The organism is Limosilactobacillus albertensis, from assembly GCF_014145555.1.
In the GTDB taxonomy this organism is placed as follows: Bacteria; Bacillota; Bacilli; order Lactobacillales; family Lactobacillaceae; genus Limosilactobacillus; species Limosilactobacillus albertensis.
On the sequence record NZ_JACIVD010000045.1, the window covers coordinates 40,451 to 55,588 of the forward strand.

The 15,138-nt window shown below is 39.8% G+C and carries 19 protein-coding genes and 1 other annotated feature; of the genes, 16 read left to right on the plus strand and 3 right to left on the minus strand.

Features of this window, described 5'->3' with window-relative positions:
* The first annotated feature begins 37 nt into the window (after window positions 1-37).
* Window positions 38-169: a sequence feature (ribosomal protein L20 leader region), on the plus strand.
* 42 nt (window positions 170-211) lie between these two features.
* From infC to yjeM, 16 genes are all read left to right on the plus strand, one after another.
* On the plus strand, window positions 212-724 hold the full coding sequence (gene infC / locus H5S41_RS01535; protein ID WP_003668486.1) for a translation initiation factor IF-3: 513 nt from the start codon (window positions 212-214) through the stop codon (window positions 722-724).
* 22 nt (window positions 725-746) lie between these two features.
* Complete coding sequence (rpmI, locus tag H5S41_RS01540; RefSeq protein WP_003664106.1) at window positions 747-944, plus strand: 50S ribosomal protein L35; 198 nt, start codon at window positions 747-749, stop codon at window positions 942-944.
* Between the two features lie 44 nt (window positions 945-988).
* Window positions 989-1,342 (plus strand): 50S ribosomal protein L20, encoded by a 354-nt coding sequence (rplT, locus tag H5S41_RS01545; protein ID WP_076459319.1) that lies wholly within the window; start codon window positions 989-991, stop codon window positions 1,340-1,342.
* Between the two features lie 151 nt (window positions 1,343-1,493).
* Complete coding sequence (locus H5S41_RS01550; protein WP_182601850.1) at window positions 1,494-2,024, plus strand: YqeG family HAD IIIA-type phosphatase; 531 nt, start codon at window positions 1,494-1,496, stop codon at window positions 2,022-2,024.
* On the plus strand, window positions 2,017-3,144 hold the full coding sequence (gene yqeH / locus H5S41_RS01555; RefSeq protein ID WP_182601852.1) for a ribosome biogenesis GTPase YqeH: 1,128 nt from the start codon (window positions 2,017-2,019) through the stop codon (window positions 3,142-3,144). Before H5S41_RS01550 ends, yqeH begins: the two co-directional genes overlap by 8 nt.
* A gap of 25 nt (window positions 3,145-3,169) precedes the next feature.
* A complete protein-coding gene (gene yhbY / locus H5S41_RS01560) occupies window positions 3,170-3,481 on the plus strand; it encodes a ribosome assembly RNA-binding protein YhbY (RefSeq protein WP_182601854.1) in 312 nt (103 codons plus the stop codon).
* 21 nt (window positions 3,482-3,502) lie between these two features.
* The gene (locus H5S41_RS01565) at window positions 3,503-4,147 is read left to right on the plus strand and encodes a nicotinate-nucleotide adenylyltransferase (RefSeq protein WP_182601856.1); all 645 of its coding nucleotides are present in this window, start codon (window positions 3,503-3,505) and stop codon (window positions 4,145-4,147) included.
* Window positions 4,140-4,754 (plus strand): bis(5'-nucleosyl)-tetraphosphatase (symmetrical) YqeK, encoded by a 615-nt coding sequence (gene yqeK, locus H5S41_RS01570; protein ID WP_182601858.1) that lies wholly within the window; start codon window positions 4,140-4,142, stop codon window positions 4,752-4,754. Before H5S41_RS01565 ends, yqeK begins: the two co-directional genes overlap by 8 nt.
* Window positions 4,754-5,110: a ribosome silencing factor gene (gene rsfS / locus H5S41_RS01575; RefSeq protein ID WP_182598762.1), complete on the plus strand. Its 357-nt coding sequence runs from the start codon at window positions 4,754-4,756 to the stop codon at window positions 5,108-5,110. Before yqeK ends, rsfS begins: the two co-directional genes overlap by 1 nt.
* Complete coding sequence (locus H5S41_RS01580) at window positions 5,110-5,850, plus strand: class I SAM-dependent DNA methyltransferase (RefSeq protein ID WP_182601860.1); 741 nt, start codon at window positions 5,110-5,112, stop codon at window positions 5,848-5,850. The genes rsfS and H5S41_RS01580 overlap by 1 nt, the downstream gene beginning before the upstream one ends.
* 12 nt (window positions 5,851-5,862) lie before the next feature.
* Window positions 5,863-6,996: a nucleotidyltransferase gene (locus tag H5S41_RS01585; RefSeq protein ID WP_182601863.1), complete on the plus strand. Its 1,134-nt coding sequence runs from the start codon at window positions 5,863-5,865 to the stop codon at window positions 6,994-6,996.
* 128 nt (window positions 6,997-7,124) lie between these two features.
* Window positions 7,125-7,682 (plus strand): DUF177 domain-containing protein, encoded by a 558-nt coding sequence (locus tag H5S41_RS01590; RefSeq protein ID WP_182601865.1) that lies wholly within the window; start codon window positions 7,125-7,127, stop codon window positions 7,680-7,682.
* Between the two features lie 53 nt (window positions 7,683-7,735).
* Window positions 7,736-7,915 (plus strand): 50S ribosomal protein L32, encoded by a 180-nt coding sequence (rpmF, locus tag H5S41_RS01595; protein ID WP_003664092.1) that lies wholly within the window; start codon window positions 7,736-7,738, stop codon window positions 7,913-7,915.
* Window positions 7,916-8,139: 224 nt separating this feature from the next.
* Window positions 8,140-8,826, plus strand: a complete 687-nt coding sequence (locus H5S41_RS01600) for a response regulator transcription factor (protein WP_076459329.1) — start codon at window positions 8,140-8,142, stop codon at window positions 8,824-8,826.
* Between the two features lie 12 nt (window positions 8,827-8,838).
* Window positions 8,839-10,314 (plus strand): HAMP domain-containing sensor histidine kinase, encoded by a 1,476-nt coding sequence (locus H5S41_RS01605; RefSeq protein ID WP_153710337.1) that lies wholly within the window; start codon window positions 8,839-8,841, stop codon window positions 10,312-10,314.
* 211 nt (window positions 10,315-10,525) lie between these two features.
* Window positions 10,526-12,019, plus strand: coding sequence for a glutamate/gamma-aminobutyrate family transporter YjeM (gene yjeM / locus H5S41_RS01610; protein WP_182601866.1), 1,494 nt, complete (start codon window positions 10,526-10,528; stop codon window positions 12,017-12,019).
* Between the two features lie 137 nt (window positions 12,020-12,156).
* Here the strand turns inward: yjeM and H5S41_RS01615 are convergent, their stop codons facing one another.
* The 3 genes from H5S41_RS01615 to yidC all read right to left on the minus strand — a co-directional run bounded on the left by H5S41_RS01615 (window position 12,157) and on the right by yidC (window position 15,051).
* Complete coding sequence (locus tag H5S41_RS01615) at window positions 12,157-13,476, minus strand: MATE family efflux transporter (protein ID WP_510609818.1); 1,320 nt, start codon at window positions 13,474-13,476, stop codon at window positions 12,157-12,159.
* Between the two features lie 140 nt (window positions 13,477-13,616).
* Window positions 13,617-14,027, minus strand: a complete 411-nt coding sequence (locus H5S41_RS01620; RefSeq protein ID WP_182598757.1) for a peptide deformylase — start codon at window positions 14,025-14,027, stop codon at window positions 13,617-13,619.
* An 82-nt stretch (window positions 14,028-14,109) separates the two neighbouring features.
* Window positions 14,110-15,051 (minus strand): membrane protein insertase YidC, encoded by a 942-nt coding sequence (gene yidC, locus H5S41_RS01625; RefSeq protein WP_182601870.1) that lies wholly within the window; start codon window positions 15,049-15,051, stop codon window positions 14,110-14,112.
* Window positions 15,052-15,138: the final 87 nt, after the last annotated feature.

The window sequence follows — 15,138 nt, forward strand, 5'->3', positions numbered from 1 at the left end:
CATTAAAGTACTAATTTAGTAAGCTAGTAAACGTTGAAAGAAAAAGCAGAAGCACCCGCTTCTCGCCTAGGTGGTAATGATCGCCGGGCTGACGAGATGAATGATGATCGACCAAAATGGTTGTTATTATGAAGCGGGGCACTCTTGTGTCTCGCTTTTTTGCTTGATCTTTCGCTAAAAAAATTGGAGGTGCGTTGCCATAGCACAAGATATGATTGTCAATAACGGTATTCGTGCACGTGAAGTGCGGTTAATCGGTCAAAACGGTGAACAATTAGGCATTAAGTCTAAGCGTGAAGCACTACAATTAGCTGAAGAGGCTAATTTAGACCTAGTATTAGTTGCACCTAAGGCACGCCCAGCTGTTGCCCGCATTATGGATTACGGGAAGTACCGTTTCGAGATGCAAAAGAAAGAGCGTGAAGCTCGTAAGAAGCAAAAGACGATAACGGTTAAGGAAATTCGCCTTAGTCCATCAATTGATACGAATGACTTTAATGTAAAATTAAAGCGTGTTCGTAAGTTCATTGAAAAGGGTGACAAGGTACGGATTTCATTACGTTTCCGTGGTCGTGCTATCACTCATAAGGATATCGGTCGTGACATGATTGAACGAATGGCTGAAGAAACATCAGACATTGCCACTGTTGTCCAACGTCCGAAGATGGAAGGGCGGAGTATTTTCTTAACTCTTGCCCCAGCTGCTGATAAAGCAAAAAATTAATTTAAGAAGGTAGGAATTAGTTATGCCAAAGATGAAGAGTAACCGCGCTGCTGCAAAGCGTTTTAAGCGTACAGCTAATGGTGGATTCAAGAGTGGTAACTCATTTACCAGTCACCGTTTCCACGGTAAGACTAAGAAGCAACGTCGTCAATTACGTGGTTTGAGCATGATGGACAAGACCAACGTAAAGCGTTACAAGAAGTTATTACCATTTAAGTAAACTTCACAAAAATAACTATTTAAAATACGTAGGAGGATTTCAACATGCGAGTTAAAGGTGGAACTGTTACGCGTGCACGTCGCAAGCGCATTATGAAGTTAGCAAAGGGTTACCGTGGTTCAAAGCACCGTCTTTTCAAGACTGCTAAGGATCAAGTAATGAAGAGTTACACTTACGCTTTCCGTGATCGTAAGGTCAACAAGCGTAAGTTCCGTGAACTTTGGATTGCACGGATTAACGCTGCTGCACGTATGAACGACATTAGTTACAGCAAGTTAATGCACGGTTTAAAGCTTGCTAACATTGACATTAACCGTAAGATGTTAGCTGATTTAGCTGTTAACGATGCAGATGCATTTAAGGCACTCGTTGACGAAGCTAAGAAAGCTCTTAACTAAGCCTAAATAATCTTCAACCACTTATGATGTGTATGCATGATGAGTGGTTTTTTTATTAGTTGCTTTCCTGCTAATGCACAGGATATAATTAAATACTAGAACATTAAATCGGACTTGCCGATTGTAATAATAATTTTGATGAGGTGCAACATTGTTAGAGATATTTAAACCAACATGGATGGTAAATTCAATATATTCTGTTTCCCCTGCACAATTAAAAGAGCAGGGTATTCGGGCTGTTTTTAGCGATCTTGATAATACCTTGATTGCTTGGAATAATCCTGATGGCACGCCAGAATTAAAGGAATGGATGAATGCATTACATGAAGCTAACATTCTATTGATTGTTATTTCTAATAATAGTAAAGAGCGGGTCGCTAAGGCGGTTAATAATCTTGACCTTCCTTTTGTTTCCCGCTCCTTGAAACCACTAAGCTTTGGAATTGAACGGGCACGAAAAAAGCTTGGTTTAGAGAAAAAAGAAGTAGTGATGGTTGGTGACCAACTACTAACGGATATTGCAGCAGCTAATCAAGCAGGCATTCGTAGTATTTTGGTGCAGCCATTACTAAATACGGATAAATGGGATACACGAATCAACCGGTTCTTTGAACGCCGTGTTTGGAAAGAATTGATGAAAAAGTATCCAGATTTAAAATGGCAGGAGGATTTGAATGACTGAGCAAGAACAACAAACTGAAGAATTACGTTGTATTGGTTGTGGAAGCGTAATCCAGACTGATGATCCAGCAGGTTTAGGCTATGCACCTAAATCGGCGTTAGAAAAGGGAAAGGAAACCGGTGAGCTTTATTGTCAGCGGTGTTTCCGTCTTCGGCATTATAATGAGATTGCCCCTGTATCATTGACCGATGATGATTTTTTGCGTTTGCTAAACCAAATTCGTGATGCTAATGCGCTAATTGTATATGTTGTTGATGTCTTTGACTTTAATGGGAGTTTAATTCCGGGATTACACCGTTTTGTGGGCGATAACCCTGTCCTTTTGGTGGGCAATAAAGAAGATCTGTTACCACGCTCTCTTCGTCGTCCCAAACTTCAAGATTGGATTCGTCAACAGGCAAACATGGCCGGACTGCGCCCAATTAATACTGTTCTTGTATCTGCAAAAAAGAATCATCAGATCGATCATTTGCTTGATGTGATTGAGAAGTACCGTCAGAATCGCGACGTATACGTTGTCGGGGTGACAAATGTCGGTAAATCAACCTTAATCAATCAAATTATTAAGCAACGAACAGGAGTTAAGGAACTAATAACCACTTCACGTTTCCCTGGAACGACACTTGATAAGATTGAGATTCCATTAGATGATGGGCACGTTTTAGTTGACACCCCTGGAATTATCCACCAAGAACAAATGGCTCATGTACTATCGCCACAAGATCTCAAGATTGTTGCACCGCAAAAAGAAATCAAACCCAAGACTTACCAGTTAAATGATGAACAGACCTTGTTCTTAGGCGGGGTTGCACGGTTTGATTATCTTCGTGGTGAAAGAGTAGGAATGGTCGCTTATTTTGATAATAATTTACCGATCCATCGGACAAAATTAAGTAATGCGGATAATTTCTATTCTAAGCACTTAGGCGATTTATTAACGCCGCCAACAAGTGATGAAAAGGATACATTCCCGCCATTAGAACGCTATGAATTTCATATTGCAGAAAAAAGTGATGTTGTATTTGAAGGCTTGGGATGGATTACGGTTCCAGCAAATACAACCGTTGCAGCATGGGTGCCAAAGGGTGTCGGAGCATTAGTTCGCCGGGCGATGGTTTAACGTTGATATTTGAAAGGAAAGAGTTATGCAATTAAGAGGAAAACAAAAACGATTTTTACGCGCTCAAGCTAACCACCTCCAACCGCTATTTTCAGTTGGTAAAGATGGCTTAACTGATAATTGGCTTGCACAATTAGATGGTACACTTGATCGTCGGGAATTAATTAAAGTTAGTATTTTACAAAATTCTGACGTAACAACTGATGAGGTACGGCAGATGATTGAAGAAAAGACTGATATTCAAGTTGTTCAAGTTATCGGTCGGGTTTTAGTCTTATTTAAGGTTTCAGCAAATAAAGATGCTCACGGGTTATCTTCACGGGTTGCTGAAATTTAAGTAAAGCGGGAGTGACTTTTTGTGCAAAGCTGTAGTGTAATAGATAAAGTTCAAACGCAGGCTCAACCACAAACTAAAAAGGTAAATCATCGTAAACGGATCGGTCTTTATGGCGGGACGTTTAACCCTATTCATAATGCCCACCTGTTCTTTGCTGATCAGGTCGGTCATGCCCTATGTTTGGATCGGGTTGATTTCCTGCCTGATGCTAAGCCACCGCATGTTGATCATAAAGATTCAATTAATCCTAAACTACGGTTGCAAATGCTTGAGCTAGCAATTGCTGATAACCCCTTCTTAGGGATTGAAGATGCAGAACTAGAGCGCGGTGGGATCAGCTATACTTATGACACCATCAAATACTTACTGGATAAACACTCCGATGTGGACTATTACTTTATCATTGGCGGGGATATGGTTGATTATCTTGGTAAGTGGTATCGAATCAATGATTTAATTCGTTTACCGCGTTTCCACTTTGTTGGTGTCCATCGACAAGGAGCAAAAAATGAGACAAAATACCCAGTAATTTGGGTTGATGTACCAACTGTTGATTTTAGCTCAACTGATATCCGCAGGCGAATTCAATCAGGACAGTCAATTAAATACATGGTGCCGGATGCAGTTAGCAAATTTATTGAGGAGCATGGGTTATATCGTGAGTAAAGAATTAGTTTACCAGCAAAATTATATTCCGATGACGCGGGATGAGCTTGTCGGACGGTTGAAAAAAGCGTTAAAAGATAAGCGTTTCCGTCATGTCTTAAGGGTTGAACAAACAGCAATTGATCTTGCACGTAAAAATAACGTTGATATTGAAAAAGCAAGTATTGCGGGTTTATGCCATGATTATGCTAAGCAGCGACCTGATAGTGACTTCATTGCTGAAATTAAGAAAAAAGGTCTGGATCCGCTTTTATTAGATTATGGCAATGCAATTTGGCACGGGGTTGTTGGTGCGGAGCTGATTAAAGATGAATTAGGCATTTGGGATGAGGATATCCTAAATGCTGTTCGTCACCACACCACTGGCGCACCGGTAATGACGAAACTGGAACAGGTTATTTATATGGCTGATTATATTGAGCCAGGACGTGATTTTGAGGGTGTAAATAAAGCTCGGATAATCACTGCTGCAAATCTACAAGCAGGTGTTGCTTACCAAACCAAGCACACTTTAGCCTATCTTATTGCAAATGATAAACCTGTTTATCCCAAGACAATTGATACGTATAATGCATGGGTTCCACAATATGAAGGAGAAATCGATTAATGGATAGTAAACAATTATTAGAAATGGTAGTAAAAGCGGCAGATGGTCGTCGTGCTGAAGATATCGTTGCACTTAAAGTAGACGAGATAAGTCCAATGGCAGATTATTTTGTTATTATGACTGGTGGTTCTGACCGTCAAGTACAGGCGATTACAAATGCAATTATCGAAAAAGCACACCAAGAAAATGTGAAGATTGGCAGCGTCGAAGGTAAGAATCACGCCCAATGGGTTCTAGTTGACCTCGGCGATGTTGTGGTTCATGTCTTTCGTGAAGAAACGCGCCAATTTTATAATCTTGAAAAGCTATGGGCGGATGCACCGTTAGTTAATATTGACGCATGGGTTAACGATTAATGATTTATCAGAGTTTTGCTCAATTATATGACCAGCTTTTTGATCCAGAGATGTACCGTAATTGGGAAAAATTTACCCTTGATAATCTCCACCCACAAGCTACTAGTATATTGGATTTAGCCGGAGGTAGCGGCCGGTTAGGAGTAATGCTTGCTGCACGTGGATTTGATATTACTGTTGCAGACTTTTCAGCAGAAATGCTTAGTTTAGCAGACCAACATGCAGCTGAGGCAGGCGTAGACTTACATTTAGTTCAGGCAGATATGCGTAATTTGGAATCATTTCCTAAATACGATGCGATAACCTGTTATGCAGATTCATTTTGTTACTTGGACGATGCCTCAGCAGTTCAACAGACATTTGGTGAGATTGCTAAACACTTAAGAAACGATGGGGTATTTTTGTTTGATGTAATCACGCCTCACCAGACTGATGATATTTATCCCGGTTATATGTATAACTATGAAGATGATAATCATCAGCAGGCTTTTTTATGGCAGAGTTTTAAAAATGATGATGTCAAACATGGGGCCATTCATGAACTAGCCTTCTTCACTAGGGGCGATGATGGCCGCTATGATCGAGTAGGTGAGACACATTATGAGCAGGCCTATGAATTGCCGTTATTAAAACAAATGCTGACACAAGCCGGCTTTAAATCGGTTGAGGTTGGTACTAATTTTTCAACTGTGATGAATGAAAAGAATCCAACGCGCTGGTTCTTTAAGTGTCAAAAATAAGGAGAAATTTCAATGAATGCAGTAGGCCTTGTTGTTGAATATAATCCATTTCATAATGGTCACCGCTACCATCTTCGCCAGGCAAAAAAAGTATCAGGAGCTGAAGTAACAGTTGCGGTGATGAGTGGGAACTTTACGCAACGCGGGGAACCGACAATTGTTGACAAATGGGCACGAGCTAAGGCAGCTGTAATGAGTGGCGTGGATCTGGTTGTTGAATTACCAATATTTTATGCTGTCCAACCTGCTCATCGATTTGCAGCAGGGGCGCTTCGCCTTTTAGCCGCTCTTAATGTTAATTCGGTTGTTTTTGGTGCTGAACATCCTCAGTGGAATTTTGAGCATTTGGTTGAAGCAGAAAAACAGTTCAGCCAAGAAGGGTTTAATCAATACAACGCAACCTATGCTACGCAGTTTAATCAGCAGTTAAAAGCGCAAACAGGGGTTACGCTTGTTGATCCTAATGATATTTTGGCCTTTGCCTATACCAAAGCTAAAATTCAGCATAATTACCAGTTTGGCCTTCTCCCGATTCAGCGACAGGGAAGTAATTACCATGACAAGGATATTAATGGTGAAATTGCTAGTGCGAGTGCTATTCGACAAGCCCTATTAGGGGGTAATTCGTATCGCCGGGCAGTCCCATCAGTAATGGCTGATTGTCTTGCGCAAACTAAAAGCATTCCATCGTGGGAACAGCTTTATCCCTTATTACGCAACCAGCTGATTCAAGCACCGATTTCAACCTTACGGGCAACTTACTTAATGGCTGAAGGTTTAGAATATCGAATGAAAGATGCTGCCCAGCGGAGCCTAGATTTTGGCTCTTTTATGAAATTTACCAAGACAAAGCGTTATACGTATGCGCATTTGTTGCGCGTGTGTTTGTATACATTATTGCAGATTACTCAAGCGGAAGTTGATCGACATTATGAAAATCCGTATTTACATGTATTAGCTTTTAATCAGCTTGGTCGTCAATATCTTCATGAAGTCAAAAAAAAGGTAGAGACGCCATTAATCACTAAGGTTGACCAAGATTTACGCGATGGATTACTTAATCTTGATTACCGGGCTGGTAAATTGTATCAATTATTTACACCTCTTGAGCAAGATTTAAAGCATCCGCCAGTGATTATTGATTAACGTCTTTTGCAAAGTTTGGTAAAATTATTTAAGTAGATTGCGGTTCCTAAAGGTTGTCAAGGAAAAAACATTGACAACCTATAAGGGGACTAGTATAATTGCACATGTTGCATTAGGAGGTTAGTACGGTGAAATGGTCGTTAGCTGAATTACATCGTTATCAAGATGAACCACTTCATATTCAAAGTACTTTTGATCTGAACGCATCATTAACGAAGCTATTTCCAGATATTATTTTAGCTGTTCAACCGGTTAAAGTTGATGGATACGTTACTTATGACGATGGTGATGCAACGATTAGCGCACATGTTATGACTACGCTGACCGTTCCATCCAGTCGCTCGTTAACACCCGTTCAATTGCCACTCGATTTTACGTTCTCTGAGACGTATATCGATAATCGCTCACACTTTTCACGCTATGAGGATGAAGATGATGTAGTTTTCCTTATAAAAAAAGGAGAACCGATTGACTTTGATACTGCATTAGCGGAAAATATTGTTGAGCAGGTACCATTGCGGGTCCTTTCTGCCGAAGAAAAATCTGGTAAACCAATGCCGAATGGTAAAGGGTGGAGTGTTATCTCCGAAGATGACTATAAAGCCCAAAAGCAGGAAGATGAAAAAGTTGATCCACGTCTCGCTAAGTTGAAAAACCTTTTTCCTGATCAGGATAATAAAAAATAGCGGACGGTTAAAAACCATTTGTGGATGATTATATTTCCTAGGAGGTGTCAAACATGGCTGTTCCAGCACGGAAGACTTCAAAGACTAAGAAGCGTATGCGTCGGGGTCACATTAAGTTAAATGTACCTGGCCTTACTCCTTGCCCAAACTGTGGTGAACTTCGTAAGTCACACATGGTATGCCCAAGTTGTGGTTACTACGACGGCAAGCAAGTTGTTAACACTAACAACTAATTAACATTAAAAACTATCCTTTAGGCGCCGGACCTAGGGTAGTTTTTTTATTTTAAAGTTTTCTAAGAATCGATGAATGAAAAATGATATAATCTAATTCCTTGTTAAATCTATATTTTTCGTATCAAGAATACTAGGGTTTATTAAAAAATTGTGATAAAATTATTGTGTTTTATTAATACGTATAACAAGTAAAAAAGATTATTATAGTAGGTGAATTATTAATGAGTCGAATTTTAATTATTGAGGACGAGGAAAACTTAGCGAACTTTGTTGAACTTGAACTAAAGCACGAGGGATATGATACTGACGTTGAACTTGATGGTCGTGCTGGTCTTGATGCTGCTTTAAGTCAAGATTTTGATGTGATTTTGCTTGATCTGATGTTGCCTGAATTAAATGGAATTGAAGTTGCTCGACGGGTACGTGAACTAAAAGACACACCAATTATTATCATGACTGCTCGTGATTCTGTTATTGACCGTGTTTCTGGATTAGATCACGGGGCGGATGATTATATTGTTAAGCCGTTCGCAATTGAAGAACTACTTGCACGGGTACGGGCATTATTACGGCGGATCAGTATTGAAGATGGTAATAACAAAGAACACCAAACGACTGTTAACTACAAGGATTTAACAATTGAAAAAGAAAACCGTGTTGTTCGTCGGGGTGATGAAGTTATTAACTTGACGAAACGGGAATACGAACTATTATTGATTTTGATGGAAAATATCAACGTGGTCATGTCACGAAAAGACTTATTAAGTAAAGTCTGGGGATATGATTCTAAGGTTGAAACGAATGTTGTCGATGTTTATATTCGGTACTTGCGAAATAAGATTGATCGTCCTGGTGAAAAAAGCTACATCCAGACGGTTCGTGGTACTGGATATGTAATTCGTTCATAGGAATGATTTATCATGGAGCAAAAAGATGAAAGACGGTTTATTTCACTAAAGATCAAATGGGCAGTTGGCACGGCATTAGGGTCATTAATCATCTTTTTTGTTGTCGTGATGGCATTATTTAGCGCATTTACACAAAATTTGTTTCATCAGGAGCGACAGTTATTGAATCAAGGGATGACGAATATTAGCCGTCAGTTAGGAACCTTGAATAAACCGTTAACTAAGAAAAATGTTAGTCGTTTGATTGATCCCGACGCTGATCGATCCAATATTATAACAGGACAGGAATATCGGCGGCCGGTGGTTAAAGAATTAAGCGATGGTCATTTAATTATTAATATCTATAATCCTGATGGTAAAAATATTTTGAGTACAGGTCGCTACATCAAAAAGCCATCTTTTACGACTAATCGGAATATTCATATTGCTGCTGGACCGGCTCATGATGTGCTGGTAGGGCAAATGCCAATCTATGGTCAGAGAAGCCGTCAACTAATCGGCTACCTCCAAGTTGAAAATAACCTCGATGCATATACGCAGAGTTATCATCGGTTAGCGTTAGTATGTGCCTTAGCCTTATGTTTAGTTGTTATTGCCAGCGGCCTTCTCGGATATTTCCTCTCGCTGTTTCTTTTACGGCCATTAGATGGGATTCATGATACTGTCAAAGAAATTAGTGCAGATCCTACAAAAGATGTCCGTGTGCCAACTACTAATCGTAATGATGAACTAGCAGAGCTAACAACGATGTTTAATGAGATGCTTGACCGAATGCAGCGATATATCGATCAACAGTCTCAATTTGTTAGTGATGTCAGTCATGAATTACGGACACCGGTTGCCATTATTCAAGGTCATTTAGAGATGTTACAGCGGTGGGGAAAGGATGACCCTAAAGTCCTCGATGATTCGATTAAAGCAACTTTAATTGAAACGCGGCGGATGAAAAACCTTGTTCAGGAAATGCTTGATTTAAGCCGGGCTGAACAAGTTGAGATCAATTTCCGTAACCAGCACACGATTGTTAATGATGTGGTTCATCAAGTCTTTAATAACTTTAAGATGCTATATCCTGACTTTACTTTCCGTCTTGATGATGACCTCAAAGAACCAATTACGGTTAATATTTATCGGGATCATCTTGAACAAGTACTTGTAATCCTATGTGATAATGCTGTTAAATATTCAACGGACGATCATAAGGAGATTCATATGATTCTATCACGGGGAATGAATACTGTTGAGATTGGGATCCAAGACTTTGGTGAAGGTATCTCACCTGAAAACGTAAAACGGGTTTTTGACCGCTTCTATCGGGTAGATAAGGCTCGTAGTCGTAAAAAAGGTGGTAATGGACTGGGACTGTCAATCGCTAAACGTTTGATTGAGGGTTATCACGGTTCTATTACGTTAGAGAGTTCAGTTGGTGCTGGTTCGCTGTTCCGAATCGTTTTACCAATTATTGAAGATCCAGAGACAAAAAAATAAAAAGAGCATGTCACACATGCCGTTTAAGTTTCTTAGTTAATACGTAAAAGGATTTCAGAGTCCGGTTTTACCGCGCGCTGGAGTCCTTTTTGTGTTACAAAACACTTTTATTCAATTGTCCTATAAAATAAGCGATGTTTTTTTAAGAAGGCGGTATAATGAAAGCGGATACTAAAAATATGGTGGAGATTTATTGAGGAGTTGAATTGGAGTGGCTGCTAAGGAGCAGAAAAAATTAATTACAACACCAACACTGGTGCTGATGATTATTTCAACAATATACGGTTTTGGTAATGTTTCTATTGCTTATGATCAGATGGCATATGCGGGGATGTTTTGGTATATCTTGGCAGGAGTTTGTTTCTTCTTTCCCTGCTGTTTGATGATGGCTGAATATGGTTCTGCATTTAAGGATGCTAAGGGGGGAATTTACTCTTGGTTAGCAGGATCGATTGGTGAACGGCTTGCCTTCATTGGAACATTTATTTGGCTAGCTAGCTGGGTTCTATGGCTAGTATCAAGTGCCTCTCGCCTTTGGATAACATTATCCGCGCTTTTATTTGGTCATGATACTACCCAGCAATGGCATTTTTGGATTTTTAATTCAAACCAGTTAATTGGTATCTTAGCGATTCTTTTCGTTTTAGTTGTAACCCTGTTAAGTTCACAGGGGATTAATGGTATTACGAAAATTAGCTCGTTTGGCGGAGCATTTATGATTGGTATGAATGTTATTTTCATCGTCGCAAGTTTGGTTACGATTATCGCTAATAAAGGGGTAACTGCCCAACCAATTCATGGTATTAGCAGTTTCATTGAATCGCCTAACCCAGCTTTTAAGACACCGATTGCAATTATTTCATTTGTTGTTTACGCAATTTTTGCATATGGCGGAATGGAAAACCTTGGTGGGGTTACTGATAGTATGAAGGACCCGGCAAAAACATTTCCGCGTGGCTTAGTGATCGGTTCCCTATTAACAATCGGTAGTTATGTACTGATGATCCTAATGACTGGTTTTAGTGTTAATTACGATCATGTTATTGCAAAGTCAAACGTTAATCTGGGTAACGTTACTTATATCGTTTTTAATGAGTTGGGCTATCAACTAGGCGCTTCCTTAGGATTAAGTCATGCAACCAATGTATTTTTGGGTGTTCTATTCACTCGGATGATTGCATTGGCTGGTTTGATGGGAATGTTGGGTGCAATGTTCCTGCTGGTCTATTCTCCTATTAAGTCCTTTATCATGGGGGCTAACCCTGAACTCTGGCCGAAAAAGATAGTAACCTTAAATAAGCACGGAATGCCAGCATATGCTATGTGGATTCAAGCGATCTTTGTATCATGCATTATTTTCTTAATAGCATTTGGAGGTTCCGCAGCTGCCAGTTTCTATCAAATCTTGACGGATATGGTTAATGTTTCGACATGTGCACCATATATCTTCTTAGTTGGGGCATTTCCAGTCTTTCAGAAGAAGAATATCCCTCACGATTTCGTGGTATTTAAGAATCGGTTTTGGACAAATATACTAGTTGTCTTTGTTGAAATAATTGTGTGTTTAGGAATTATCTTTACTTGTATCCAACCAATCCTAGACCATGACTTTCAAACTGCTTTCTGGACGGCATTTGGTCCGGTCTTCTTTGGTATCGTTGCTTGGGTATTTTACAATCACGCAGTTAAAAAAATTAAAAATTAAGAGGGAACGTGACAGAAGTCATTTATGATTTCCTTTTACGCCCTGTCAATGTGTATTTAGAAAGTATAAAAAAGCCTCTAGAGTTCGGTTTTACCGCGCTTTAGAGGCTTTTTATATAATAGGGGGCTTATGTTTCACTATGACTTATTTAGTTTTTTAAGTCGTTGATAGATTATTATTCCGCCAATGCACGTGATTGTTAATTCAGTAAAAGGAACGGCTGCCCATACCCCGTTAATACCTGCAATTTTAGCCAGAATAAGAATAGCTGGTAACAGGATGATATATCCGCGGAGAATGGATAAAGTAAATGATGCGCGAGCTGAACCAATCGCTGTCAAGAAGAGAATAAATAATAAATTCAATGCACTGAAGAAAACGCTTGTAAAGTAAATTGGTAGGCCAATGCTGGCATATGCAACTAGTTGATTAGAATGAGCAGTGTTAAAAATCTCAATAATCGGTAGCTTAAAAGTAATTAGGATTATAAAACTGATAGTTGCTAAAAGCAGGGTGATTACAATCCCGTTTTTTAAGGTAGTAGTGACATTTTTATATTCATGTTTGCCGAATTCTCGACTTGCAAGCGGCTGAACGCCGAGCGCTACCCCGTTGGCAATTGCTAAGACGACAATTGCAATGTTGGAGATAACGCCATAAGCAGCAACGGCATAGTTATTAGCCAGCTGTAATAAAACGTGATTAAAGAAATAAATGCTAACACCGGTACTTAATTCATTTAATGCGGAGGCAGTTCCTAGCCGGGCTGACCGGACAAGATTCTTAAGCTGGGGAATTACCCAGTGCCATTCTAGCTGCCGTCCTGCAAACTTACGATGGAAACTTAAAACGAACAGACTGATTGCTGGTGAAAACAGTACTGCCAGTGCGGCTCCCTCTAATTTGAGACCAAGTCCAAAGATAAAAAGCCAGTCGATAAGAATAACAGATAAAGTTTCTGTTAAAGTCGCCTTCATTGTTAGAGTAGGGTTCCCATCATTACGGATAAAGTTAATCGCGATGTAGTTCACCATATAAAGGGGGCCGCTCCATGAAACGATCCGTAAATAAACGATTGCCATTTGACGAGTTGCATCGTCTGCACCTAGGAAATTGACTACGGGTGTCGCAAAAACGTTTAGTAGGATTGCGAGAATGATTCCTAAAGTAAAGGCAAAGATAATGAGTTGACTAAATAGTGAATTTATTTTTTCGGGATGCATAACCTTATTCAATGAAAAAATTGTGGCTCCTCCAACACCGAGTAATAGACCGGTCCCGTTGAAGACATTAAATAAGGGGAGAACAAGGTTAAGGGTGGTTAGCCCTAAAGCTCCTGCGGCAATTGAAATAAATAGGGTATCAATAATAACGTACATTGACATCCCCAAAGTCGCTACTACATTTCGAATAACATAATGCCGTACTTCTTTGGTAATTGACATTGGTGAATTCATCCTAAAACCTCCACAAAACTTGCTCCCATCCTCCCTATTGGACGCCTGTTTGAGAAGCATAGATTAAATTGTTGTAAAACCCGGCGATTTTACCATCCTTATTTCATTTATTGCTATTTTAACAAATATTCATATTGCCGTTATATTATAATTCCATTACAATGATCAATTTCATGCTGGACAATTTCAGCAGCAAAGTCGGTTAACTTTAAGGTTTGTTCTTCCCAGTTGCGGTTCTTAAATTGAACGGTGATCTGCTTGTAACGTTTTGCTGACCGGGTGCCGCTTAATGAGAGACAGCCTTCTGTAGTTTGGTAGGGCTGACTTTTAGCAGTAATCTGCGGATTAAACATTACAATGTTAAAAGGACCGATTCGGGCGATAATCGCATTCTTGTTTACGCCAATCATGTTAGCAGCCATGCCTACACATTCGGCTTGGTGGGCATTAAGCGTATCAGTAAGGTCGTTTGCAAGTGAGAGGTCAGCTTTAGTTGTCGGTAGTGACTTTTTAGCAAGTAATTGTTGGTCTTTAATAATTGGTTTAATCATTTATTTCTCCTTTGAATTAAGAAAAGAGTGGGAAACAACCTTCTCAACAAGATGGTTGCTGCCACTCCTTTCAGCTAGTTACTTATTTTTGATGATGCTGTTGCTTTCCAGCATTACGTTGGCGATTATGATTTGCTGGCTTTGTATCACTCTTGCGTAATTGATCGATTGCATCCGTTGGCTTGGTTGACGCAGTTGGATTATTAATTACTGGTGCTTTTGGCATCTTGATTGGGTTGTTTTTACTTTCTTCCTCAATTTGACGGCGGATTCGTGGACGGTAAGCATTGACCATTAAAGTTTGTAAGATGGCAAACAATCCCCCAATAAAGAAGTAAAGACCTAATCCAGCAGAAGAGGTAATCGAAATGAAGAATGTCATAAAGGGACTCATCCAGATAGCAGCCTTCATTTGTTTTTTCTGTGCTTCCGGAACACCGACAAGACCAAGGTAGCTCTGTGCTGCGTATGCGATAAAAGATAAAACAGCTAAAATAATACTTGGCTTACCAAGCGGGATTCCAAAGAACGTAGCATGGTATAAATCTGGGGAATACCGGATAGCCGCGTATAACGCAGCAAAAATCGGTAATTGAATCAGCAATGGGAGACAGCCGATTCCACCAGTTAAACTGATATTATTGTCCCGATAAAGGGCCATCATTTGTTGGCTAACAGCTGCTTGCTCTTCAGGCGTTTTAGCTGCTTTTTGCTTTTCAGTTAGTTCTTTGATTAGTGGTTGAACCTTGGACATCTTTTCCTGCATAATGGTTGACTTTTTCATTTGTGAGAACATTACCGGTAAAAGAACCGTCCGTACAACTACTACAATTACAATAATAGCCCAGCCGTAGTTATTACCCATGTGGCTTGCCAGCCATTCCATCAAGTGCTGCATTGGTTTAGCCATGTAGTCATAGACAAAACCGTATGGCCGACCGCTTTTAGTAGTCCGCACACATCCGCTAAGAAGGAGAAGGAGGGTAAGAAGCCCACCAGCGATCGTTATTCGTTTTCGTTTCATATTAATGAATCAAACTCCCTTATGTTCTTTAATTATTATTTACGTTAATAGTACGTATTTTACTCTATTCGAGAATTGAATTCTACC